Origin of the sequence: Pseudomonas sp. R1-6 (assembly GCF_051132115.1) — a bacterium.
In the GTDB taxonomy this organism is placed as follows: Bacteria; Pseudomonadota; Gammaproteobacteria; order Pseudomonadales; family Pseudomonadaceae; genus Aquipseudomonas.
The window spans coordinates 1,186,320-1,206,123 of record NZ_CP071662.1 but is presented as its reverse complement, the minus strand read 5'-3'; the positions used below and the strand labels follow the sequence as shown (position 1 = coordinate 1,206,123).

The 19,804-nt window shown below is 60.5% G+C and carries 18 protein-coding genes; 3 read left to right on the top strand and 15 right to left on the bottom strand.

Annotated elements, in window-relative coordinates; all coding sequences use genetic code 11:
• Window positions 1–169 precede the first annotated feature (169 nt).
• Both mutS and fdxA read left to right on the top strand, forming a co-directional pair.
• On the top strand, window positions 170–2,737 hold the full coding sequence (gene mutS, locus J3P81_RS05605; protein ID WP_420764259.1) for a DNA mismatch repair protein MutS: 2,568 nt from the start codon (window positions 170–172) through the stop codon (window positions 2,735–2,737).
• Window positions 2,738–2,881: 144 nt separating this feature from the next.
• A complete protein-coding gene (fdxA, locus tag J3P81_RS05600) occupies window positions 2,882–3,205 on the top strand; it encodes a ferredoxin FdxA (RefSeq protein WP_065886008.1) in 324 nt (107 codons plus the stop codon).
• A 490-nt stretch (window positions 3,206–3,695) separates the two neighbouring features.
• Here the strand turns inward: fdxA and rpoS are convergent, their stop codons facing one another.
• The 8 genes from rpoS to J3P81_RS05560 all read right to left on the bottom strand — a co-directional run bounded on the left by rpoS (window position 3,696) and on the right by J3P81_RS05560 (window position 10,835).
• The gene (rpoS, locus tag J3P81_RS05595; RefSeq protein ID WP_420764258.1) at window positions 3,696–4,703 is read right to left on the bottom strand and encodes an RNA polymerase sigma factor RpoS; all 1,008 of its coding nucleotides are present in this window, start codon (window positions 4,701–4,703) and stop codon (window positions 3,696–3,698) included.
• 106 nt (window positions 4,704–4,809) lie between these two features.
• A complete protein-coding gene (locus tag J3P81_RS05590) occupies window positions 4,810–5,655 on the bottom strand; it encodes a peptidoglycan DD-metalloendopeptidase family protein (RefSeq protein WP_434562560.1) in 846 nt (281 codons plus the stop codon).
• A 227-nt stretch (window positions 5,656–5,882) separates the two neighbouring features.
• Entirely contained in the window at window positions 5,883–6,518 is a 636-nt protein-coding gene (locus tag J3P81_RS05585; protein ID WP_161796107.1) for a protein-L-isoaspartate(D-aspartate) O-methyltransferase, read from the bottom strand.
• 41 nt (window positions 6,519–6,559) lie between these two features.
• Window positions 6,560–7,309 (bottom strand): 5'/3'-nucleotidase SurE, encoded by a 750-nt coding sequence (gene surE, locus J3P81_RS05580; protein WP_434562558.1) that lies wholly within the window; start codon window positions 7,307–7,309, stop codon window positions 6,560–6,562.
• A complete protein-coding gene (gene truD / locus J3P81_RS05575) occupies window positions 7,297–8,355 on the bottom strand; it encodes a tRNA pseudouridine(13) synthase TruD (RefSeq protein ID WP_434562556.1) in 1,059 nt (352 codons plus the stop codon). Before truD ends, surE begins: the two co-directional genes overlap by 13 nt.
• Window positions 8,352–8,825 (bottom strand): 2-C-methyl-D-erythritol 2,4-cyclodiphosphate synthase, encoded by a 474-nt coding sequence (gene ispF / locus J3P81_RS05570; RefSeq protein ID WP_434562553.1) that lies wholly within the window; start codon window positions 8,823–8,825, stop codon window positions 8,352–8,354. Before ispF ends, truD begins: the two co-directional genes overlap by 4 nt.
• A gap of 43 nt (window positions 8,826–8,868) precedes the next feature.
• The gene (gene fghA, locus J3P81_RS05565) at window positions 8,869–9,714 is read right to left on the bottom strand and encodes an S-formylglutathione hydrolase (RefSeq protein ID WP_434562551.1); all 846 of its coding nucleotides are present in this window, start codon (window positions 9,712–9,714) and stop codon (window positions 8,869–8,871) included.
• 8 nt (window positions 9,715–9,722) lie between these two features.
• Window positions 9,723–10,835: an S-(hydroxymethyl)glutathione dehydrogenase/class III alcohol dehydrogenase gene (locus J3P81_RS05560; protein ID WP_434562549.1), complete on the bottom strand. Its 1,113-nt coding sequence runs from the start codon at window positions 10,833–10,835 to the stop codon at window positions 9,723–9,725.
• A 107-nt stretch (window positions 10,836–10,942) separates the two neighbouring features.
• Between J3P81_RS05560 and J3P81_RS05555 the strand changes: the two genes are divergently transcribed.
• Complete coding sequence (locus J3P81_RS05555; protein WP_434562547.1) at window positions 10,943–11,839, top strand: LysR substrate-binding domain-containing protein; 897 nt, start codon at window positions 10,943–10,945, stop codon at window positions 11,837–11,839.
• Window positions 11,840–11,992: 153 nt separating this feature from the next.
• Here the strand turns inward: J3P81_RS05555 and ispD are convergent, their stop codons facing one another.
• The 7 genes from ispD to J3P81_RS05520 all read right to left on the bottom strand — a co-directional run bounded on the left by ispD (window position 11,993) and on the right by J3P81_RS05520 (window position 19,753).
• A complete protein-coding gene (ispD, locus tag J3P81_RS05550) occupies window positions 11,993–12,700 on the bottom strand; it encodes a 2-C-methyl-D-erythritol 4-phosphate cytidylyltransferase (protein ID WP_434562545.1) in 708 nt (235 codons plus the stop codon).
• On the bottom strand, window positions 12,697–12,975 hold the full coding sequence (gene ftsB / locus J3P81_RS05545; protein WP_420764249.1) for a cell division protein FtsB: 279 nt from the start codon (window positions 12,973–12,975) through the stop codon (window positions 12,697–12,699). Before ftsB ends, ispD begins: the two co-directional genes overlap by 4 nt.
• A gap of 171 nt (window positions 12,976–13,146) precedes the next feature.
• Window positions 13,147–14,436, bottom strand: a complete 1,290-nt coding sequence (gene eno / locus J3P81_RS05540; protein WP_258631378.1) for a phosphopyruvate hydratase — start codon at window positions 14,434–14,436, stop codon at window positions 13,147–13,149.
• Window positions 14,437–14,590: 154 nt separating this feature from the next.
• Window positions 14,591–15,436: a 3-deoxy-8-phosphooctulonate synthase gene (kdsA, locus tag J3P81_RS05535; RefSeq protein ID WP_434562543.1), complete on the bottom strand. Its 846-nt coding sequence runs from the start codon at window positions 15,434–15,436 to the stop codon at window positions 14,591–14,593.
• 4 nt (window positions 15,437–15,440) lie between these two features.
• Complete coding sequence (locus J3P81_RS05530; protein ID WP_420764248.1) at window positions 15,441–17,072, bottom strand: CTP synthase; 1,632 nt, start codon at window positions 17,070–17,072, stop codon at window positions 15,441–15,443.
• 299 nt (window positions 17,073–17,371) lie between these two features.
• Window positions 17,372–18,673 carry a tRNA lysidine(34) synthetase TilS gene (tilS, locus tag J3P81_RS05525; protein WP_434562541.1) on the bottom strand — a complete coding sequence of 434 codons (1,302 nt, stop codon included), beginning with the start codon at window positions 18,671–18,673 and terminating at the stop codon, window positions 17,372–17,374.
• A gap of 132 nt (window positions 18,674–18,805) precedes the next feature.
• Window positions 18,806–19,753, bottom strand: a complete 948-nt coding sequence (locus tag J3P81_RS05520; RefSeq protein ID WP_420764246.1) for an acetyl-CoA carboxylase carboxyltransferase subunit alpha — start codon at window positions 19,751–19,753, stop codon at window positions 18,806–18,808.
• Between the last annotated feature and the right edge of the window lie 51 nt (window positions 19,754–19,804).

Sequence of the window (19,804 nt, the reverse complement as noted above, 5' to 3'; positions counted from 1 at the left end):
AGCCGTTACCGAAAAAACGGATAAGCACACAGTCCTGCATACCACTCACCTATGGGTAGCACGAGACCGCCCATGTTAACCTTGCGCCCATCGCGGAAAAGCCGGGCCGATGCCCCTCCTTTTGCCTACACCTTTCAACGAGCTTTGCCTGACCCCAATGAATACAGCCGTGAACGACCTGTCCTCCCACACGCCGATGATGCAGCAGTACTGGCGCCTGAAGAACCAGCACCCCGATCAGCTGATGTTCTACCGCATGGGCGACTTCTACGAGATCTTCTACGAAGATGCGAAGAAAGCCGCCAAGCTGCTGGACATCACCCTGACGGCGCGTGGGCAATCGGCGGGCATGGCGATTCCGATGTGTGGGATTCCTTACCACGCAGCGGAAGGTTATCTGGCGAAGCTGGTCAAACTCGGCGAGTCCGTGGTGATTTGCGAGCAAGTCGGCGACCCGGCCACCAGCAAAGGGCCGGTGGAACGCCAGGTCGTGCGGATCATCACGCCCGGCACGGTCAGTGACGAAGCCTTGCTGGACGAGCGTCGGGACAATCTGATTGCTGCAGTCCTGGGCGACGAGCGCCTGTTCGGTCTGGCGGTGCTGGACATCACCAGCGGCAATTTCTCGGTGCTGGAAATCAAGGGCTGGGAAAATCTGTTGGCGGAGCTGGAACGGGTCAACCCGGTGGAGCTGTTGATTCCCGACGACTGGCCCAAAGACCTGCCGGCGGAAAAACGCCGTGGCGTACGTCGTCGGGCACCGTGGGACTTCGAGCGCGATTCGGCGTTGAAAAGTCTTTGCCAACAGTTCGCCACGCAAGACCTCAAGGGCTTTGGTTGCGAAAACCTGACCCTGGCCATCGGCGCTGCCGGTTGCCTGCTGGCCTACGCCAAGGAAACCCAGCGCACCGCCCTGCCCCACTTGCGCAGCCTGCGTCACGAACGCCTGGATGACACGGTGGTGCTGGACGGCGCGAGTCGACGCAACCTGGAGCTGGACACCAACCTGGCCGGCGGACGCGACAACACCTTGCAGTCGGTGGTCGATCGCTGCCAGACCGCCATGGGCAGCCGCCTGCTGACCCGCTGGTTGAACCGTCCGCTGCGGGACCTGACGGTACTGACAGCGCGCCAGTCTTCCATTACTTGCCTGCTGGACCGTTATCGCTTCGAGCAGTTGCAACCGCAGCTCAAGGAAATCGGCGACATCGAGCGGATCCTCGCTCGCATTGGCCTGCGCAATGCCCGTCCCCGCGACTTGGCGCGCCTGCGCGACGCCCTCGGCGCGCTGCCGGAACTGCAAGTGGCGATGACCGACCTCGAAGCACCGCACCTGCAACAACTGGCGCGCACCACCAGCACCTACCCGGAACTGGCCGCGCTGTTGGAAAAAGCAATTATCGACAATCCGCCGGCGGTGATCCGTGACGGTGGCGTGCTGAAAACCGGCTACGACGCCGAGCTCGACGAACTGCAATCGCTGAGCGAGAACGCCGGCCAGTTCCTGATCGACCTCGAAGCCCGGGAAAAAGCCCGTACGGGCCTCGCCAACCTCAAGGTCGGCTACAACCGCATCCACGGATACTTCATCGAACTGCCGAGCAAGCAGGCCGAGCAAGCCCCGGCCGATTACATTCGCCGCCAGACCCTCAAGGGCGCCGAGCGTTTCATCACTCCGGAGCTCAAGGCGTTCGAAGACAAGGCGCTGTCGGCCAAGAGCCGCGCCCTCGCCCGGGAAAAAATGCTCTACGAAGCCCTGCTCGAAGACTTGATCAGCCAGCTCCCGCCGCTGCAGGACACCGCCGCCGCCCTGGCTGAACTGGACGTGTTGAGCAACCTGGCCGAACGCGCGTTGAACCTGGACCTGAACTGCCCGCGCTTCGTCAGCGAACCGTGCATGCGCATCAGCCAGGGTCGTCACCCGGTGGTCGAGCAAGTACTGACCACGCCGTTCGTGGCCAACGACCTGAGCCTGGACGACAATACCCGCATGCTGGTGATCACCGGCCCGAACATGGGCGGTAAGTCCACCTACATGCGCCAGACGGCGTTGATCGTGCTGCTGGCCCACATCGGCAGCTTCGTGCCGGCGGCCAGCTGCGAACTTTCCCTGGTGGACCGCATCTTCACCCGGATCGGCTCCAGCGATGACCTGGCGGGTGGGCGTTCGACGTTCATGGTGGAAATGAGCGAAACCGCTAACATCCTGCACAACGCCACCGAACGCAGCCTGGTGCTGATGGACGAAGTCGGCCGGGGCACCAGCACCTTCGACGGCCTGTCCCTGGCCTGGGCTGCCGCTGAACGCCTGGCTCAACTGCGCGCCTACACGCTGTTCGCCACGCACTACTTCGAATTGACCGTACTGCCGGAAAGCCAACCGCTGGTAGCAAACGTCCACCTCAACGCCACCGAGCACAACGAACGCATCGTCTTCCTGCATCACGTGTTGCCCGGCCCAGCCAGCCAGAGCTACGGGTTGGCGGTGGCGCAGCTGGCCGGCGTGCCGAGCGATGTCATCACCCGCGCCCGCGAGCACCTGAGCCGCCTGGAAACCACCAGCCTGCCCCACGAAGTACCCCGCCCGACCAAAGGCAAACCGGCCGCGCCGCAGCAAAGCGACCTGTTCGCCAGCCTGCCCCATCCGGTGCTGGATGAACTGGCCAAGGTTGACCTGGACGACCTGACGCCACGCCGTGCACTCGAATTGCTTTATACATTGAAGACACGGATCTAACGCACAGGCTTTCAAGCTGTTAGAATCTCGCGCGGTTTGGGATGCTGCTGCCTATTAGCCTGGGTTTGCAGACTATCGCTCCCGAACCCCGCGACCCCTACCGTGAAGGGGCTTCGCCGCAGCCGCCTGAGGAGAGAATTAGAAATGACCTTCGTCGTCACCGACAACTGCATCAAGTGCAAGTACACCGACTGCGTAGAAGTGTGTCCGGTGGACTGCTTTTACGAAGGCCCGAATTTCCTGGTCATTCACCCGGACGAGTGCATCGACTGCGCCCTGTGTGAACCGGAATGCCCGGCGAATGCCATTTTCTCGGAAGACGAAGTGCCAGCTGGCATGGAGAACTTCATCGAGCTGAACGCTGAATTGGCGGACATCTGGCCGAACATCACCGAAAGGAAAGACGCTTTGCCGGACGCTGAAGAGTGGGATGGCAAGCCAGGCAAGATCGCAGACCTCGAGCGCTGATCTTTCCCGCGTCACCAAAGGCCCCTTGCGGGCCTTTTTGCTGGTTGAAAACAAAATCGCAGGCAAAAAAAAGGGGCGGTTTGACCCGCCCACATTTTTTCCCTAATCCCTTTAATCCTATTCATCGTCCTGATGAATCGCATCCTGCGATATCCTTTCCTTCCCATCATCCTTGACAGGTGTGTCTGTCCGTCGACACAGGACTGATATTAGTGTTTTCCCATTTCCGTGCAATGGCCCGCAGGCGTCTTCGTGCCCTCTGTAACAGTCCGTTCACAGAAACTTATCTTGTTTAAAAACAACTAGTTAACTATTTTTCACCGCATTCGTTAGTCATCTGTCCCATTGAAGGAAAACCGAACGCTTACGTAACAGTAGGCAAAGGCTTACAAACTGAAACTACAAAATGGGTAGGACTGGAAAATCAAATGGCCCAGAAACGCAAAAGCCCCGAACCAGTCGGGGCTTTCTCTGCTGCGCTTGGTGAGTGTTATTGAAACAACGATTCGCTCGACAGGCCATTTTTCTCCAGGATCTCCCGGAGGCGCTTGAGGCCTTCGACCTGGATCTGCCTCACCCGCTCCCGAGTCAAACCAATCTCCAGGCCGACATCTTCCAGCGTGCTGCTTTCATGGCCGCGCAAGCCGAAGCGGCGAATCACCACTTCCCGTTGCTTGTCCGTAAGCTCCGAGAGCCACTGGTCGATGCTCTGGGACAAATCGTCATCCTGGAGCAACTCGCATGGATCGGTGGGACGGTCATCGGTCAGGGTATCGAGCAGCGTCTTGTCAGAGTCCGGCCCCAGGGAAACGTCCACCGACGAAACCCGCTCATTGAGCCCAAGCATGCGCTTGACCTCACCCACAGGTTTTTCCAGCAGGTTGGCGATTTCTTCAGGTGAAGGTTCGTGGTCCAGCTTCTGGGTCAGTTCACGGGCAGCCCGCAGATAGACATTCAACTCCTTGACCACATGGATCGGCAGCCGAATGGTCCGGGTCTGGTTCATGATCGCCCGTTCGATGGTCTGGCGGATCCACCAGGTCGCGTAGGTCGAGAAACGGAAGCCGCGCTCGGGGTCGAATTTCTCGACAGCGCGAATCAGCCCCAGGTTTCCCTCTTCGATCAGGTCCAGCAGCGAAAGCCCACGATTGACATAACGTCGGGCGATTTTCACCACCAGGCGCAGGTTGCTTTCAATCATGCGTTTTCGACCGGCCGGGTCGCCACGTTGCGACAGGCGCGCAAAATGAACTTCTTCCTCGGGGGAGAGCAGCGGCGAGAAACCGATTTCGTTGAGGTACAGCTGAGTGGCGTCCAGCGCCCGGGTGTAGTCGATGTACTTATGTTGTTTAAGTGAAGCGGAGTGTTTGGATTTGGCACGAACGGAAGGTGGAGTCGCCCCTTCATCATTCGACATCGAATCCATAGCGATGCCGGTCTCCATAAGGAGAACCTCATCGTCGATGTCAAACTCCGGCACTTCTTTACTGAGAGCCATTGTTATAGTCCTTTGGTGAGTTCGACCTCAAGCTCGAGCGACGCCTTTATCCTTGGCAACGCTGGAGCCTGTTCCCTCTACGTGACGGAACAGGCTGACAACCGAATCAACGACGTGGCAGGAATTGCAGCGGATCTACAGGTTTACCTTGTCGGCGAATCTCAAAATGCAGCTTCACCCGGTCTGTACCCGTTGATCCCATCTCGGCAATTGTCTGTCCGACCTTGACCTGCTGCCCCTCCCGAACCAACAGCCTGCGGTTGTGACCGTAGGCACTGACGTAGGTATCGCTGTGTTTGATGATCACGAGTTCGCCGTAGCCCCTCAAACCACTCCCGGCGTACACAACCGTGCCATCAGACGCGGCTAAAACAGGCTGTCCCAAATCCCCGGCGATATCAATTCCTTTATTCAAACTACCGTTTGAAGAGAATTTTCCAATGAGAACGCCATTAGAAGGCCATCCCCAGCCAGTCGGGGCGGGGCCTGCAGGAGGCATCGGAGCAGGGGCCGGCTTGTTCGCGACGGACGGTACAGCCGCCGGCGCGGGACCCGCCGGACGACGGATAACCGTGGTTTTGCTTGAGGACGAAGGTGTGGAACCGGACTGGGTGACGACCGCCGTAGGCGTTGAACCGCTGCGCCCGTCAAAGCGAATTGTCTGACCTGGGTGGATCGTATAAGGCGCAGGAATGTTGTTCCGGGCCGCGAGGGCTTTGTAGTCCCAGCCGTAGCGAAAAGCGATGGAAAACAGCGTATCGCCACGCCGGACTACATACTGGCCGGTCGTGACCGTTGGCCGTTGCGGTGTCGCATTGTTGCGATCGACCACTCGGACGTTACCCGAAGGCGTGCTGGAACAACCGACCAGCAAGGTACCCAAGAGAAGGCCAGTCACCAGGCGCTTTAAGCTCGTGATACCCATACGCTGCGCAATGACTGTGAGACTCACCCGCCGCTCCCTTTGTGGTGGCTGAAGAAATTCGAAACTGCCTGTCCAGGCAGACATGTTGCCCTATGGCTCGTCGACATTGCGCGTCTATAAAGGAAGCGCAATGGCCGCCCGCACACGTTTGCTCGACGCTGTTTAACGTTATCTGGCAAACCGAAGCCCGGCGAACGGGTGCTGCCGTAAGACACAGTCCGTGTCCTGGAATTCAGCATCCGAATCACAAATGCTCAGGCCAACGGCCCGTTGAGCAACGGTACGAAACGCACCGCCCCGAGGACGTGTCGTGAAAAACCGTGCTCTTCGCGCACAATCAACATCAATTGCTGGACTTCACCCGCACCGACCGGAATGACCAGGCGCCCGCCCGGAGCAAGCTGATCCAACAAGGCCTGGGGGACGTCTGTGGCCACCGCCGTGACAATGATGCCGTTATAAGGCGCCAACGCTGGCCAGCCTTCCCAACCGTCTCCCCAGCGAAATACCACGTTGCGCAGATTCAATTCCACGAGACGTTCCTTGGCGCGATCTTGCAGCACCTTGATCCGCTCCACGGAAAACACACGTTCCACCAACTGCGACAACACGGCGGTCTGATAGCCCGAACCCGTGCCGATCTCCAGCACCTTGTCCAGCGGCCCAGCCTCCAGCAGCAGCTCGCTCATGCGGGCCACCATATAAGGCTGGGAAATGGTCTGGTTATGGCCGATCGGCAACGCCGTGTCTTCATAGGCGCGATGGGCCAGCGCCTCATCGACGAACAGGTGACGCGGCGTGCGACGAATCACCTCCAGCACCTGGGCATTCGACAGCCCTTCTTCGTAAAGCCGCTGGATCAACCGTTCCCGAGTGCGCTGGGAGGTCATGCCAATTCCCCGGCGCAGCATATCGTCTTGTTCACGTGACATCAGTGCAGCCCCTCCAGCCAGCCTTCGAGATGCCTGAAGGCATCGTTGAAGGTTCGATCCAGCTGCAACGGCGTGATCGAGACGTAGCCCTGCATGACCGCATGGAAGTCCGTGCCAGGCCCGCCATCTTCGGCGTCGCCGGCGGCCGCGATCCAGTAGCCGGCCTTGCCGCGCGGATCGACGACATGCATCGGTTTGGCCGCGCGGGCACGATGGCCCAGGCGAGTGAGCTGGATGCCACGGATATGGTCTAGCGGCAAATTCGGGATATTCACGTTCAGCACCGTGCGCGGCGGCAGGTCCAGTTCGCCGTGGGCCTCCACCAGCTTGCGGGCGAAGTAGGCGGCGGAAGGCAAGTTGTCGACCTGCCGTGAAACAAACGAAAAGGCAAAAGAGGTGTGGTTCAGGAAACGACCTTCCAGGGCCGCGGCAACCGTACCCGAATACAGCACATCGTCCCCCAGGTTTGCCCCCAGGTTGATACCTGAGACCACCATGTCCGGCTCGCGCTCCAACAGGCCATTCAGGCCCAGGTGCACGCAATCGGTTGGCGTACCGTTGAGGCTGATGAAACCATTGTCCAGGTAGCAAGGATGCAACGGACGATCGATCGTCAGCGAACTGCTGGCGCCGCTTTTGTCCTGGTCCGGGGCGATCACCACGCACTCGGCAAAATCCGCCAGCGCAGCATAAAGCGCGGCAAGACCGGGTGCTGTCACCCCGTCGTCGTTAGAAATCAGAATACGCATGGGTTGTCCGTCTGCCCTGCAGGCACCAGATCGACGAGTTCGCGCACCAAGACAGTGGCGAAACATCCGGCCGGCAGGACGAATTCCAATTGCAGAATGTCCAGCGAGGGATAATGCCACGACAGCCCGCCAATGGGCAGCCGCAGGATGCGACGTTCGTGACTCATCCCCGCGTTTATCAACCAGTCGCGCAGGTCCGCCTCGCTCTGGGCGACGGCCTGCTCTAATTCAAAGACCACGCCAGCGGCGGGTGAAGGGCCTTCGCCCCATTGGGGACCGGTCGGGTGCAGATCGAGAATCGCCAGGCGCGGATCGCTGCATTCAGCCTCCCCGGCCGGGAAAAAACTGCGGCTGTCGGTGAAAGCCAGCAGATCGCCCACCTGGGCGTGTTGCCAGGTACCGTCGGCCACTCTGGCCGCCAGCACTTTGTTGAAGAGAAAACTGCGGGCCGTCGACAGCAGGCGCGAACGCACGTTGCGCTGTTCCGGCAAGGCTTTGCGCGCCGCCCATGCACGAGCATCGACAACATTGCCACCTTCGTGGCCGAAGCGCTGGGCGCCGAAATAGTTAGGGATGCCCTGGCGAACAATTTGTTGCAGGCGTGCCTCGATCGCCGCTTTGTCGCCTGTGAACTGGGTCAGGCGCAAGGTAAAACCGTTGACCGAGTGCGCACCGCGCTGCAGCTTGCGCCTGTGGCGGGCGGTCTTGAGGATTTTCAGGGTGTCGTTTTCGGCCGCCGACAGGTCCGGGTCGGCCTTGCCTGGCAATTGCACGCTGAACCACTGACGAGTCAGTGCCTGGCGATCCTTGAGTCCGGCGTAGCTGACCGTGCGCAGCGGCACGCCGGCGGCCTTGGCGATACGCCGGGCAGCCTCCTCGGTGTTCAAACCGCGTTTTTCCACCCAGATCCACAAGTGCTCGCCATCGCCGGTCAACGGAATGTCGAGCACTTCATCGACCTGGAAATCCTCCGCCGTGGCTTTCAGTACCGCGCTGCCCAACGACTCGCCATAGGCCCGTGGCCCCAGTAGTTCAAGTTCGGTCATGAGCGCAACAACAAGGCAACGGAATGGACGGCTATGCCTTCTTCACGACCGACGAAGCCCAGCTTCTCGGTGGTGGTGGCCTTCACGTTCACCTGGTCCAGGTCTACCTGGAGATCTTCGGCAATCCGCTGGCGCATCGCTTCGATGTGCGGCGCCATCTTTGGCGCCTGGGCAACGATGGTGTTGTCGACGTTGCCCACTTTCCAGCCCTTGGCATGGATCAAGGAAACCACGTGACGTAGCAGCACACGGCTGTCGGCGCCCTTGAATCGCGGGTCGGTGTCAGGGAAATGCTTGCCGATATCGCCCAGGGCGGCAGCGCCGAGCAAGGCATCGCTCAAGGCGTGCAGCAACACGTCACCATCAGAATGCGCAAGCAGCCCGAAGCCGTGTGCGATCCGCACGCCGCCCAGAGTAATGAAGTCGCCTTCAGCAAAACGGTGAACATCGTAGCCGTGGCCAATACGCATAAAAAAACGCCCCGATTTTTGTCAGGGCGTGATTCTACCTGCATTAGCCGTTCAGGGCGCGTGCATGATGTTGCAAGTGTTCATCGATGAAGCTGGCAATGAAGAAGTAGCTGTGGTCATAGCCGGGTTGCAGCCGCAGTTCCAACGGGTGATCGGCCGCCTTGGCCGCCTGTTGCAAGGCTTCGGGCTTGAGCTGGTTGGCGAGGAAATCATCGCGATCACCCTGGTCCACCAACAGCGGCAGCTTTTCTCCCGCTTCGGCGATCAACGCGCAGGCATCCCATTCGCGCCATTTCGAACGGTCTTCCCCAAGGTAGCGGGCGAACGCTTTCTGTCCCCACGGGCAATCCATCGGATTGTTGATCGGAGAAAAGGCCGACACCGAACGGTAACGCCCGGGGTTGCGCAAGGCGCAGACCAGCGCGCCATGACCGCCCATGGAATGACCGCTGATGCCACGCTTATCCGAAGCCGGGAAATGCGCTTCGACCAACGCCGGCAATTCCTGCACGACATAGTCATGCATCCGATAGTGTCGCGCCCAAGGATCCTGCGTGGCGTTCAGATAGAACCCTGCCCCCAGGCCGAAGTCCCACGCACCGTCCGGATCACCGGGCACTTCGGCGCCACGGGGGCTGGTGTCCGGCGCGACGATGATCAAGCCCAACTCGGCGGCCATGCGCTGGGCGCCGGCCTTTTGCATGAAATTTTCGTCCGTGCAGGTCAAACCGGACAACCAGTACAGCACCGGCAACTTACCGCCCTGCTCCGCTTGCGGCGGCAGATACACGGCGAAGACCATGTCGCAACCCAGCACTTCGGAACGGTGCCGGTAACGCTTGTGCCAGCCGCCGAAGCTCTTCTGGCAGGAAATGTTTTCCAGGCTCATGACCGACCTCAGAAATGAATAACGGTACGGATGCTCTTGCCTTCATGCATCAAGTCGAATGCCTTGTTGATGTCCTCCAGGCCCATGGTGTGAGTGATGAAGGTATCCAGCGGGATCTCGCCCTTTTCAGCCATGTCCACGTAGCTCGGCAGTTCGCTGCGACCGCGCACGCCGCCAAAGGCCGAACCGCGCCAGACGCGTCCGGTTACCAGTTGGAACGGACGGGTGGCGATCTCCTGGCCGGCCCCGGCCACGCCGATGATCACCGATTCGCCCCAACCTTTATGGCAGCATTCCAGGGCGGCACGCATCAACTGCACATTGCCGATGCACTCGAAGGAAAAGTCCACGCCGCCGTCTGTCATGTCGACGATGACTTCCTGGATCGGACGGTCGAAATCTTTCGGGTTGACGCAATCGGTGGCGCCCAGCTGCTTGGCGATTTCGAACTTGGCCGGGTTGATGTCGATGGCGATGATGCGCGCGGCCTTGGCCTTCACGGCACCGATCACGGCCGAAAGCCCGATACCGCCCAGGCCGAAGATCGCCACGGTGTCACCCGGCTTGACCTTGGCGGTGTTCAACACGGCGCCGATGCCGGTGGTAACGCCGCAACCCAGCAGGCAGACCTTTTCCAGGGGCGCATCTATCTGGATCTTCGCTACGGAGATTTCCGGCAGCACGGTGTATTCAGAGAACGTCGACGTACCCATGTAGTGGAAAATCGTCTCGCCCTTGTAGGAAAAGCGCGAAGTACCGTCCGGCATCAGGCCTTTGCCCTGGGTGGCGCGGATGGCCTGGCAGAGGTTGGTCTTGCCCGACTTACAGAATTTGCACTGGCCGCACTCCGGGGTGTACAGCGGGATCACATGGTCACCCACCGCCACCGATGTCACCCCCTCGCCGATGGCTTCGACAATGGCGCCGCCTTCATGGCCAAGAATCGAGGGGAAGATCCCTTCCGGGTCAGCGCCGGACAGCGTGTAGGCATCGGTGTGACAAACGCCCGAAGCCACCACGCGCAACAGCACTTCGCCCGCCTTGGGCATGGCCACGTCGACTTCAACGATTTCCAGGGGTTTCTTGGCCTCGAAGGCAACGGCAGCGCGTGACTTGATCATCCGGATACTCCAGCAAAATAAAACGAGACAGGGAGTGTAATCCTATGCCGGAAACTGAATAATCCAGCCGAAAGCAAAACATTATTGCCATATAGGGATAATCAGCCATGTCAGACAACCGCTGGGAAGGCATCGATGAGTTCGTGGCTGTGGCCGAATGCAGCCAGTTCACCGCCGCAGCCGAACGTCTCGGTGTGTCGTCTTCCCATATCAGTCGACAAATCGTACGGCTTGAGGAGCGCCTGCAGACACGCTTGCTTTATCGAAGTACCCGTCGGGTAACGCTGACCGAAGCCGGGCAGACCTTCTTGCAGCATTGCCAGCGCTTGCAGGATGGGCGCGAGGAAGCATTGCGGGCCGTCGGTGATCTTGCCAGCGAACCCAAGGGCATGCTGCGCCTGACCTGTGCCGTTGCCTACGGTGAACGGTTCATCGTGCCATTGGTGACGCGGTTCATGGGGATCTATCCACAGTTACGGGTGAACATCGAGCTGAGCAATCGCGCGCTGGACCTGGTGCATGAAGGCCTGGACCTGGCGATTCGCCTCGGCCGCTTGCAGGACTCACGGCTGGTAGCCACGCGCCTGGCACCGCGGCGGATGTACCTTTGCGCTTCGCCGTCCTACCTGGAACGTTATGGTCGGCCCCATAGCTTGTCGGAACTGAGCCGCCACAACTGCCTGATCGGCAGCTCCGACATCTGGCAACTGGAGCAGAACGGCCGGGAATTTTCCCAGCGGGTGCAGGGAAACTGGCGCTGCAACAGCGGGCAAGCGGTGCTGGACGCTGCGTTGCAAGGCGTGGGGTTGTGCCAGTTGCCGGATTATTACGTGCTGGAGCATCTGCACAGCGGTGCGTTGATTTCGTTGCTGGAAGCCCATCAGCCCCCAAACACGGCGGTGTGGGCGCTTTATCCGCAGCAGCGACATCTGTCGCCGAAGGTGCGCAAGTTGGTGGATTACTTGAAGGAAGGGTTGGCTGAGCGGCCGGAGTATCGGGGGTAACGCTGGTTTTATATTGCCTGATCGATTGCTATCGCGAGCAGGCTCGCTCCCACAGTGGATCTTCAGCGAATACAAACTTTGCGTACAGACAACATCCCTTGTGGGAGCGAGCCTGCTCGCGATGGCGATCCTGAAGACGCCTCCATTGCTCGCTTAACGCCGATTCGCCCACCGCTGGCGCAACCACTCAAGGTCTTCCGGCCGGGTGACCTTGATGTTATCCGCCCGCCCTTCAATCAGCCGAGGCGCTTGCCCCGCCCACTCCATGGCGGACGCGTCATCGGTTATCACGGCATCGGCCACCAGGCTGTCGGCCAGGGCCCGGTGCAAGGCGCCAAGACGGAACATCTGCGGTGTATAGGCTTGCCAGATCACGCTGCGATCGACGGTCTCCAACACACGGCCATGCTTGTCGGCGCGCTTGAGGGTGTCGCGAGCCGGGACGGCCAGCAGGCCACCGACCGGGTCGTTCGCCAGCTCATGGAGCAACGTATCCAGGTCGACCCGGGCAAGATTGGGACGCGCGGCGTCGTGAACCAGCACCCAATCGAAATCGTCGGCGCCCTGTTCGTGTAAGTGCAGCAATGCATTGAGGACCGAATCCGAACGCTGCTCGCCGCCGTCCACCCGCTGGATCCGGGGATCGCTGGCGCAGGCCAGGGTCGGCCAATAGGGATCGTCGTGAGCAATGCTGACCACCACGCCCTTGATGGTCGGGTGATCGAGGAAACAGCCGAGGCTGTGTTCAAGAATTGTGCGTGCGCCCAGTTGAAGGTATTGCTTGGGTCGGTCCGCGGCCATGCGAGCACCAACGCCCGCGGCAGGAATCACGGCCCAGAAGGCCGGTGGACGGATGCTCATTGGGCCAACTGGTAGAGGGTTTCGCCCTCCTTGACCATGCCCAATTCATGGCGAGCCCGCTCTTCGACGGTCTCCATGCCTTTCTTCAGTTCCATCACTTCGGCGTCCATCACCCGATTGCGCTCCAGCAATGCCTCGTTTTCGGCGTGCTGGTCGGCAATCTGCTGATTCAGCTCGGCCACTTGCGCCAGGCTGCCATTGCCCACCCACAGGCGGTACTGCAGGCCGGCCAGCAACAGGAGCAAGACGAGAAACAACCAATTGGGACTGCGCATCGAATATCAGGTATCCAGTGAAAAAAGACCGCCATGCCAAACTTTGAAGCGTCTGATAGCACGAAGCCTGGAAGATCCAGGCTTGTGCTTGATAAGGCATCAGATTAGAGGCAAAACCACCGCGTTGGTAATTGTTGCGACGCAATCCGCTGTCTTTTTACCATTTACCGCTTAACCGCGAAACTCGGCGCGACCGTTGTACTTGGCCTTGCCGTTCAACTGCTCTTCGATGCGCAGCAGTTGGTTGTACTTGGAAACGCGGTCGGAGCGGCACAGCGAACCGGTCTTGATCTGGCCCGCCGCGGTGCCCACGGCCAGGTCGGCAATGGTCGAGTCTTCGGTCTCACCGGAGCGGTGGGAGATCACGGCGGTGTAGCCGGCAGCCTTGGCCATCTGGATGGCTTCCAGGGTTTCGGTCAGGGTGCCGATCTGGTTGAACTTGATCAGGATAGAGTTGGCGATCTTCTTGTCGATGCCTTCTTTCAGGATCTTGGTGTTGGTCACGAACAGGTCGTCGCCCACCAGCTGGGTTTTCTCGCCGATCTTGTCGGTGAGGATTTTCCAGCCAGCCCAGTCGGACTCGTCCAGGCCGTCTTCGATGGAAATGATCGGATAGCGCTCGGTCAGGCCCTTGAGGTAGTCGGCGAACCCTTCGGCGGTGAACACCTGACCTTCGCCGGACAGGTTGTACTTGCCGTCTTCGAAGAACTCACTGGCCGCGCAGTCCAGGGCCAGGGTCACGTCGGTGCCCAGCTTGTAACCAGCGTTGGCCACGGCTTCGGAGATCACTTTCAGGGCGTCTTCGTTGGACGCCAGGTTCGGTGCGAAACCGCCTTCGTCACCCACGGCGGTGCTCAGGCCACGGGCCTTCAGCACAGCCTTGAGGTGATGGAAAATCTCGGTGCCCATGCGCAGGCCTTCGGAGAAGGACTTGGCGCCAACCGGCTGCACCATGAATTCCTGGATGTCGACGTTGTTATCGGCATGTTCGCCGCCGTTGATGATGTTCATCATTGGCACCGGCATCGAGTACACGCCTGGCGTACCGTTGAGGTTGGCAATGTGGGCGTACAAAGGCAGGTCCTGGTCCTGAGCGGCGGCTTTGGCGGCGGCCAGGGACACTGCGAGGATCGCGTTGGCGCCCAGGGTGGCTTTGTTTTCGGTGCCGTCGAGCTTGATCATGGCCTGGTCGAGGGCCTTCTGGTCGGCAGGGTCCTTGCCCAGCAACAGGTCGCGGATCGGACCGTTGATGTTGGCGACGGCTTTCAGCACGCCCTTGCCCAGGTAACGGCTCTTGTCGCCATCACGCAGCTCCAGCGCTTCGCGCGAGCCAGTGGAAGCACCGGACGGCGCGCAGGCGCTGCCGATGATGCCGTTGTCGAGAAGCACGTCCGCTTCGACAGTGGGGTTGCCACGGGAGTCGAGAACTTCACGACCTTTGATGTCGACGATTTTTGCCATTGTTGTAAACACTCCAAAGTTGACGAAAACGACGCAGCGAGAAGAAAACTTTTACGGTCGGCGGGTATAGAGCAGCGGGCAGGCTCGCCGACGACAACGCCCGGCCCGCAGGCCAGAGCGTTGATCGAGCGGTACTTTACCGGAGAAAACCGCGTTACGCGGTTTCTATCGTCGGAAAACCCTTGACCAGCTCATCCAGCAACTTGAGCTGAGACAGGAAAGGTTCCAGCTTGTTCAAGCGCAAGGCACAGGGGCCGTCGCACTTGGCATTGTCGGGATCAGGGTGGGCTTCAAGGAACAGGCCAGCCAGAGACTGGCTCATGCCGGCCTTGGCCAGGTCGGTCACCTGGGCGCGACGACCGCCGGCGGAATCGGAGCGACCGCCGGGCATTTGCAGCGCGTGGGTCACGTCGAAGAACACCGGGTACTCGAACTGCTTCATGATGCCGAAGCCGAGCATGTCCACGACAAGGTTGTTGTAGCCGAAGCTCGAACCGCGCTCGCAGAGGATCAATTGGTCATTCCCGGCCTCTTCGCATTTGCTCAGGATGTGTTTCATCTCCTGGGGCGCGAGAAACTGGGCTTTCTTGATATTGATCACCGCGCCGGTCTTGGCCATCGCGACCACCAGGTCGGTCTGGCGCGACAGAAAGGCCGGCAACTGGATGATGTCGCACACTTCGGCGACGACCGCGGCCTGGGCCGGCTCGTGGACGTCGGTGATGATCGGCACGCCGAACGCTTGCTTGATGTCCTGGAAGATCCGCATGCCTTCTTCCAGGCCGGGGCCACGGTAGGAGGTGACCGACGAACGGTTGGCCTTGTCGAAGCTGGCCTTGAAGACGTAAGGGATACCCAGCTTCTGGGTCACCTTCACGTATTCTTCGCAGACCTGCATCGCCATGTCGCGGCTTTCCAGCACGTTCATGCCACCAAACAGCACCATGGGCTTGTCGTTGGCAATCTCGATGTCGCCGACGCGGATGATCTTCTGGGCCATCGTCTTATGCCTTTTTCTGGTGTTGAGCCAAAGCGGCTTTCACGAAACCGCTGAACAGCGGGTGACCGTCGCGCGGTGTCGAAGTGAACTCCGGGTGGAACTGGCAGGCCACGAACCATGGATGGTCGGCAGCTTCGACCACTTCGACCAGCGCGCCGTCACCGGAACGACCGGAGATCTTCAGGCCGGCTTCGATCAGTTGAGGCAGCAGGTTGTTATTCACTTCGTAGCGGTGGCGATGGCGCTCGACAATGACATCCTTGGCGTAGCAGTCGTGCACCTTGGAGCCGGCTTCGAGCAGGCATTCCTGTGCGCCGAGGCGCATGGTGCCGCCCAGGTCGGAGCTTTCGGTACGCACTTCGACGGCACCGGTGGCGTCTTCCCACTCGGTGATCAGGCCCACGACCGGGTGGCCACTGGCACGATCGAATTCGGTGGAGTTGGCGTCTTTCCAGCCCATCACGTTACGGGCAAACTCGATGACCGCCACTTGCATCCCGAGGCAGATGCCCAGGTACGGCACCTTGTTTTCACGAGCGTATTGCACCGCGGTGATCTTGCCTTCCACGCCGCGCAGGCCAAAGCCGCCCGGCACGAGGATCGCATCGGCGCCTTCGAGCAGGCCGGTGCCCTGATTCTCGATGTCTTCGGAGTCGATGTAGCGCAGGTTGACCTTGGTGCGGTTGCTGATGCCGGCATGACTCATCGCCTCGATCAGCGACTTGTAGGCGTCCAGCAGCTCCATGTACTTGCCGACCATGGCGATGGTGACTTCGTGTTCCGGGTTGAGCTTGGCATCGACCACGGCCTCCCACTCAGACAGGTCCGCGCTGGCGCATTGCAGGCCGAAGCGCTCGACGACGAAATCATCGAGGCCCTGGGAGTGCAGGATGCCCGGGATCTTGTAGATGGTGTCGGCGTCTTCCAGGCCGATGACCGCGCGTTCTTCCACGTTGGTGAACTGGGCGATCTTGCGACGCGAGGACATATCGATCGGGTGATCGGAGCGGCATACCAGCACGTCCGGCTGCAAGCCGATGGAACGCAGTTCCTTGACCGAGTGCTGGGTTGGCTTGGTCTTGGTTTCGCCGGCCGTGGCGATGTACGGCACCAGCGTCAGGTGCATCAGCATCGCGCGCTTGGCACCGATTTCGAAACGCAACTGGCGGATGGCTTCGAGGAACGGCTGGGACTCGATGTCGCCCACGGTACCGCCGATCTCTACCATCGCCACGTCCGCGTCGCCGGCGCCCTTGATGATGCGGCGCTTGATTTCGTCGGTGATGTGCGGGATGACCTGGATGGTCGCGCCCAGGTAGTCACCACGGCGTTCCTTGCGCAGCACGTGCTCGTAGACACGGCCGGTGGTGAAGTTGTTGTTCTGGGTCATGGTCGTGCGGATGAACCGCTCGTAGTGGCCCAGGTCCAGGTCGGTCTCGGCGCCGTCATGGGTAACGAACACTTCACCGTGCTGGAACGGGCTCATGGTGCCCGGGTCGACGTTGATGTACGGGTCCAGCTTGAGCATGGTGACCTTAAGTCCCCGCGCCTCCAGGATGGCCGCCAATGAAGCCGAGGCAATGCCTTTCCCCAATGAAGAAACAACACCGCCCGTGACGAATATGTAGCGCGTCATGAAAAACCCTAGAAGTCTGCGTTAAAGCGGTCCGAGCCGCCGGGGAAAGCGAAGGAAGGCCGAAGCCCCCGATCACCTGCATTAATCACAGTGCACCTTTCAAAAAAACCGCCGCGTCGGGACAGACCGGAGGTGAAATCACCGGTACGTTGCTCGCTACACATTTTTTGGAATCGCCCAGCAAAGACTGCTTGGTAATCGGCAACTCCTGCAATTCAGGCGAATCCACAGAAGTTGTATCAAGAAGGGAGCGTAGTCTACCGGAAAGCCCCTTTCAGCTCAAACCCAGATCTTGCCTTTCATGGCTGCCAAATGAGTTGCCAACGGTCGCTGGCGTCCCGATCGAACCCCTTCAGATTGGCCAACCCCAGCAATTGCTCGCCCCGGTACAGGAGCGGCAAACGGCCACGGACGAACGCCGGCACGCTGTTTTCGTTGAGCAAACGCTTGAGGTCCCGGTGCCCACGACCCGGCAATTCCATGACTTCGCCGCCCCGGCGATAGCGAACGCAAAGCGGTCCCGGGGGGGCTTCGCCGCGCAAGATCACCCGGCCATTGCCCGGCAAGGCCAAAGGCTGATCCACGCAAGGCCATTCAACGGGGCCTGAGACTGGCTGCAGCCAGTGGTCGGATAACCACCAGATGCGTCCGCCGGTCCGGTGTATTTCCCCATCGGCCAGTCGCCAGACAGGATGGCCATCGTCCCTGGCATCACGCAACGAGTCCCAGCCAACCCAATGGTCACTGTCGGGAAGCCTCGTGACCGGCGCCAGCCAATGACTCAACGCATTGCGTTGCCGGGCGGGGGACAGGGCCCGAAAAGATGTCATTTCAAGGGACCGCAGCCCGAGCCAATCGAAGGCATTCGGCGTGAGGGCGCGCGCCAGGTCGATCTGCGCCAGCTCGTCCAGCAAGCCTTGCGCCTCGCTCAGGTGCGCGGCGCTGCGGGCCAGGGTCAGCGACGCCTGGGGCCACTGCTCGGCCAAGACTGGAAAGACCCGCTGCCGCAGGAAATTGCGGGCGTAACGATGATCGTCATTGGAGGGATCTTCGACCCAGCTCAAGCCATGCCGGCTGGCATAGGCTTCCAGTTCCGCCCGGGAGACATCGAGCAATGGTCGCAGCAAAAGCCCCTGCCCCAAGGGCCGCCGCCTCGGCATTGCCGACAAGCCCCGCGCCCCGGCCCCGCGCAGCAAACGAAACAACAGGGTTTCGGCCTGGTCGTCCCGGTGTTGGGCCGTGAGCAGCACTTCGTTGTTCTGCGTCGCCGCGATGAAAGCCATGTAACGCGCATCCCGGGCAGCGCGCTCGACACTGGCGCCGGGCCGGACCTCAACGCTGATCACTTGCAGCGGTACCCCAAGGGCCTCGCAGACCCGGCGACAATGTTCCGGCCACGCCTCGGCCACGGCCTGGAGGCCATGGTGGACATGGATGGCGCTGAGGGGCGGCAGGACCTGGCTTTTTGCCAGGGAAACGAGCAGGTGCAGCAGGACGGTGGAGTCGAGGCCACCGGAGAAGGCGATGCGCCAGGTGGACGCGTTGCGCCAGTCAGATAACTGAGCGAGAAGCCGGTTGGGCAGATCCGTGTTCGAGTTCATAGGAGTCAGCCTAGGGCATAAACAACTGTGGGAGCGAGCTTGCTTGCGATGGCGGTGTCTCAGTCAACTCAGGAGTTGAATGTTAAATCGCTATCGCGAGCAGGCTCGCTCCCACAAGGTATTGCAATCAGATCAGAGACCGTAGCTCATCAAGCGCTCATAGCGACGGGCCAGCAGCGCGTCGTTGTCGAAGGTTTTGAGCATCGACAACTGCGAGCTCAGTTCAGCGCGAATCAGCGCCGCTGCTGCGGCCGGATCGCGATGGGCGCCGCCCACTGGCTCGTTGATCACTTTATCGACGATGCCCAGGCCCTTGAGGCGCTCGGCGGTGATGCCCATGGCTTCGGCGGCATCCGGTGCCTTCTCGGCGGTTTTCCAGAGGATCGAAGCGCAACCTTCCGGCGAAATCACCGCGTAGGTGGAATATTGCAGCATGTTCAATTGGTCGCAGACACCGATGGCCAACGCACCGCCAGAACCGCCTTCGCCGATCACGGTGGCGATGATCGGGGTCTTCAGGCGCGCCATCACGCGCAGGTTCCAGGCGATCGCTTCGCTCTGGTTGCGCTCTTCAGCGTCGATGCCCGGATAGGCGCCTGGGGTGTCGATGAAGGTCAGGATCGGCATCTTGAAGCGCTCGGCCATTTCCATCAGGCGGCAAGCCTTGCGGTAGCCTTCCGGACGCGGCATGCCGAAGTTGCGACGCACCTTCTCGCGCACTTCGCGGCCCTTCTGGTGACCGATCACCATCACTGGCTGGTCGTCCAGGCGGGCGACACCACCGACAATCGCGGCGTCGTCGGAGAAATGACGGTCGCCGTGAAGCTCATCGAACTCGGTGAAGATGTGTTCAATGTAGTCCAGGGTGTAGGGACGACGCGGATGACGCGCCAGACGCGCGATCTGCCAACTGGTCAGCTTGCCGAAGATGTCTTCGGTCAGCGTGCGGCTCTTGTCCTGCAGCCGAGAGATTTCATCGCCGATATTCAGCGAATTGTCGTTACCGACCAAGCGCAACTCTTCGATCTTGGCTTGCAGGTCGGCGATCGGCTGTTCGAAATCTAGAAAATTCGGGTTCATAGGCGTCCGTCTTGGGTCGACGTCCAAGAGAGCTTGGGCCGGCCGGTTGTC

What these genes read in the sequence shown, in the direction of transcription:
- tilS (WP_434562541.1), bottom strand. Translation starts at nt 18,673, where the DNA reads ATGAACTCGAACACGGATCTGCCCAACCGGCTTCTCGCTCAGTTATCT.
- fdxA (WP_065886008.1), top strand. Translation starts at nt 2,882, where the DNA reads ATGACCTTCGTCGTCACCGACAACTGCATCAAGTGCAAGTACACCGAC.
- truD (WP_434562556.1), bottom strand. Translation starts at nt 8,355, where the DNA reads ATGACCGAACTTGAACTACTGGGGCCACGGGCCTATGGCGAGTCGTTG.
- ispF (WP_434562553.1), bottom strand. Translation starts at nt 8,825, where the DNA reads ATGCGTATTGGCCACGGCTACGATGTTCACCGTTTTGCTGAAGGCGAC.
- J3P81_RS05560 (WP_434562549.1), bottom strand. Translation starts at nt 10,835, where the DNA reads ATGATCAAGTCACGCGCTGCCGTTGCCTTCGAGGCCAAGAAACCCCTG.
- fghA (WP_434562551.1), bottom strand. Translation starts at nt 9,714, where the DNA reads ATGAGCCTGGAAAACATTTCCTGCCAGAAGAGCTTCGGCGGCTGGCAC.
- J3P81_RS05530 (WP_420764248.1), bottom strand. Translation starts at nt 17,072, where the DNA reads ATGACGCGCTACATATTCGTCACGGGCGGTGTTGTTTCTTCATTGGGG.
- eno (WP_258631378.1), bottom strand. Translation starts at nt 14,436, where the DNA reads ATGGCAAAAATCGTCGACATCAAAGGTCGTGAAGTTCTCGACTCCCGT.
- rpoS (WP_420764258.1), bottom strand. Translation starts at nt 4,703, where the DNA reads ATGGCTCTCAGTAAAGAAGTGCCGGAGTTTGACATCGACGATGAGGTT.
- surE (WP_434562558.1), bottom strand. Translation starts at nt 7,309, where the DNA reads ATGCGTATTCTGATTTCTAACGACGACGGGGTGACAGCACCCGGTCTT.
- ispD (WP_434562545.1), bottom strand. Translation starts at nt 12,700, where the DNA reads ATGAGCATCCGTCCACCGGCCTTCTGGGCCGTGATTCCTGCCGCGGGC.
- ftsB (WP_420764249.1), bottom strand. Translation starts at nt 12,975, where the DNA reads ATGCGCAGTCCCAATTGGTTGTTTCTCGTCTTGCTCCTGTTGCTGGCC.
- kdsA (WP_434562543.1), bottom strand. Translation starts at nt 15,436, where the DNA reads ATGGCCCAGAAGATCATCCGCGTCGGCGACATCGAGATTGCCAACGAC.
- J3P81_RS05555 (WP_434562547.1), top strand. Translation starts at nt 10,943, where the DNA reads ATGTCAGACAACCGCTGGGAAGGCATCGATGAGTTCGTGGCTGTGGCC.
- J3P81_RS05520 (WP_420764246.1), bottom strand. Translation starts at nt 19,753, where the DNA reads ATGAACCCGAATTTTCTAGATTTCGAACAGCCGATCGCCGACCTGCAA.
- J3P81_RS05585 (WP_161796107.1), bottom strand. Translation starts at nt 6,518, where the DNA reads ATGACCTCCCAGCGCACTCGGGAACGGTTGATCCAGCGGCTTTACGAA.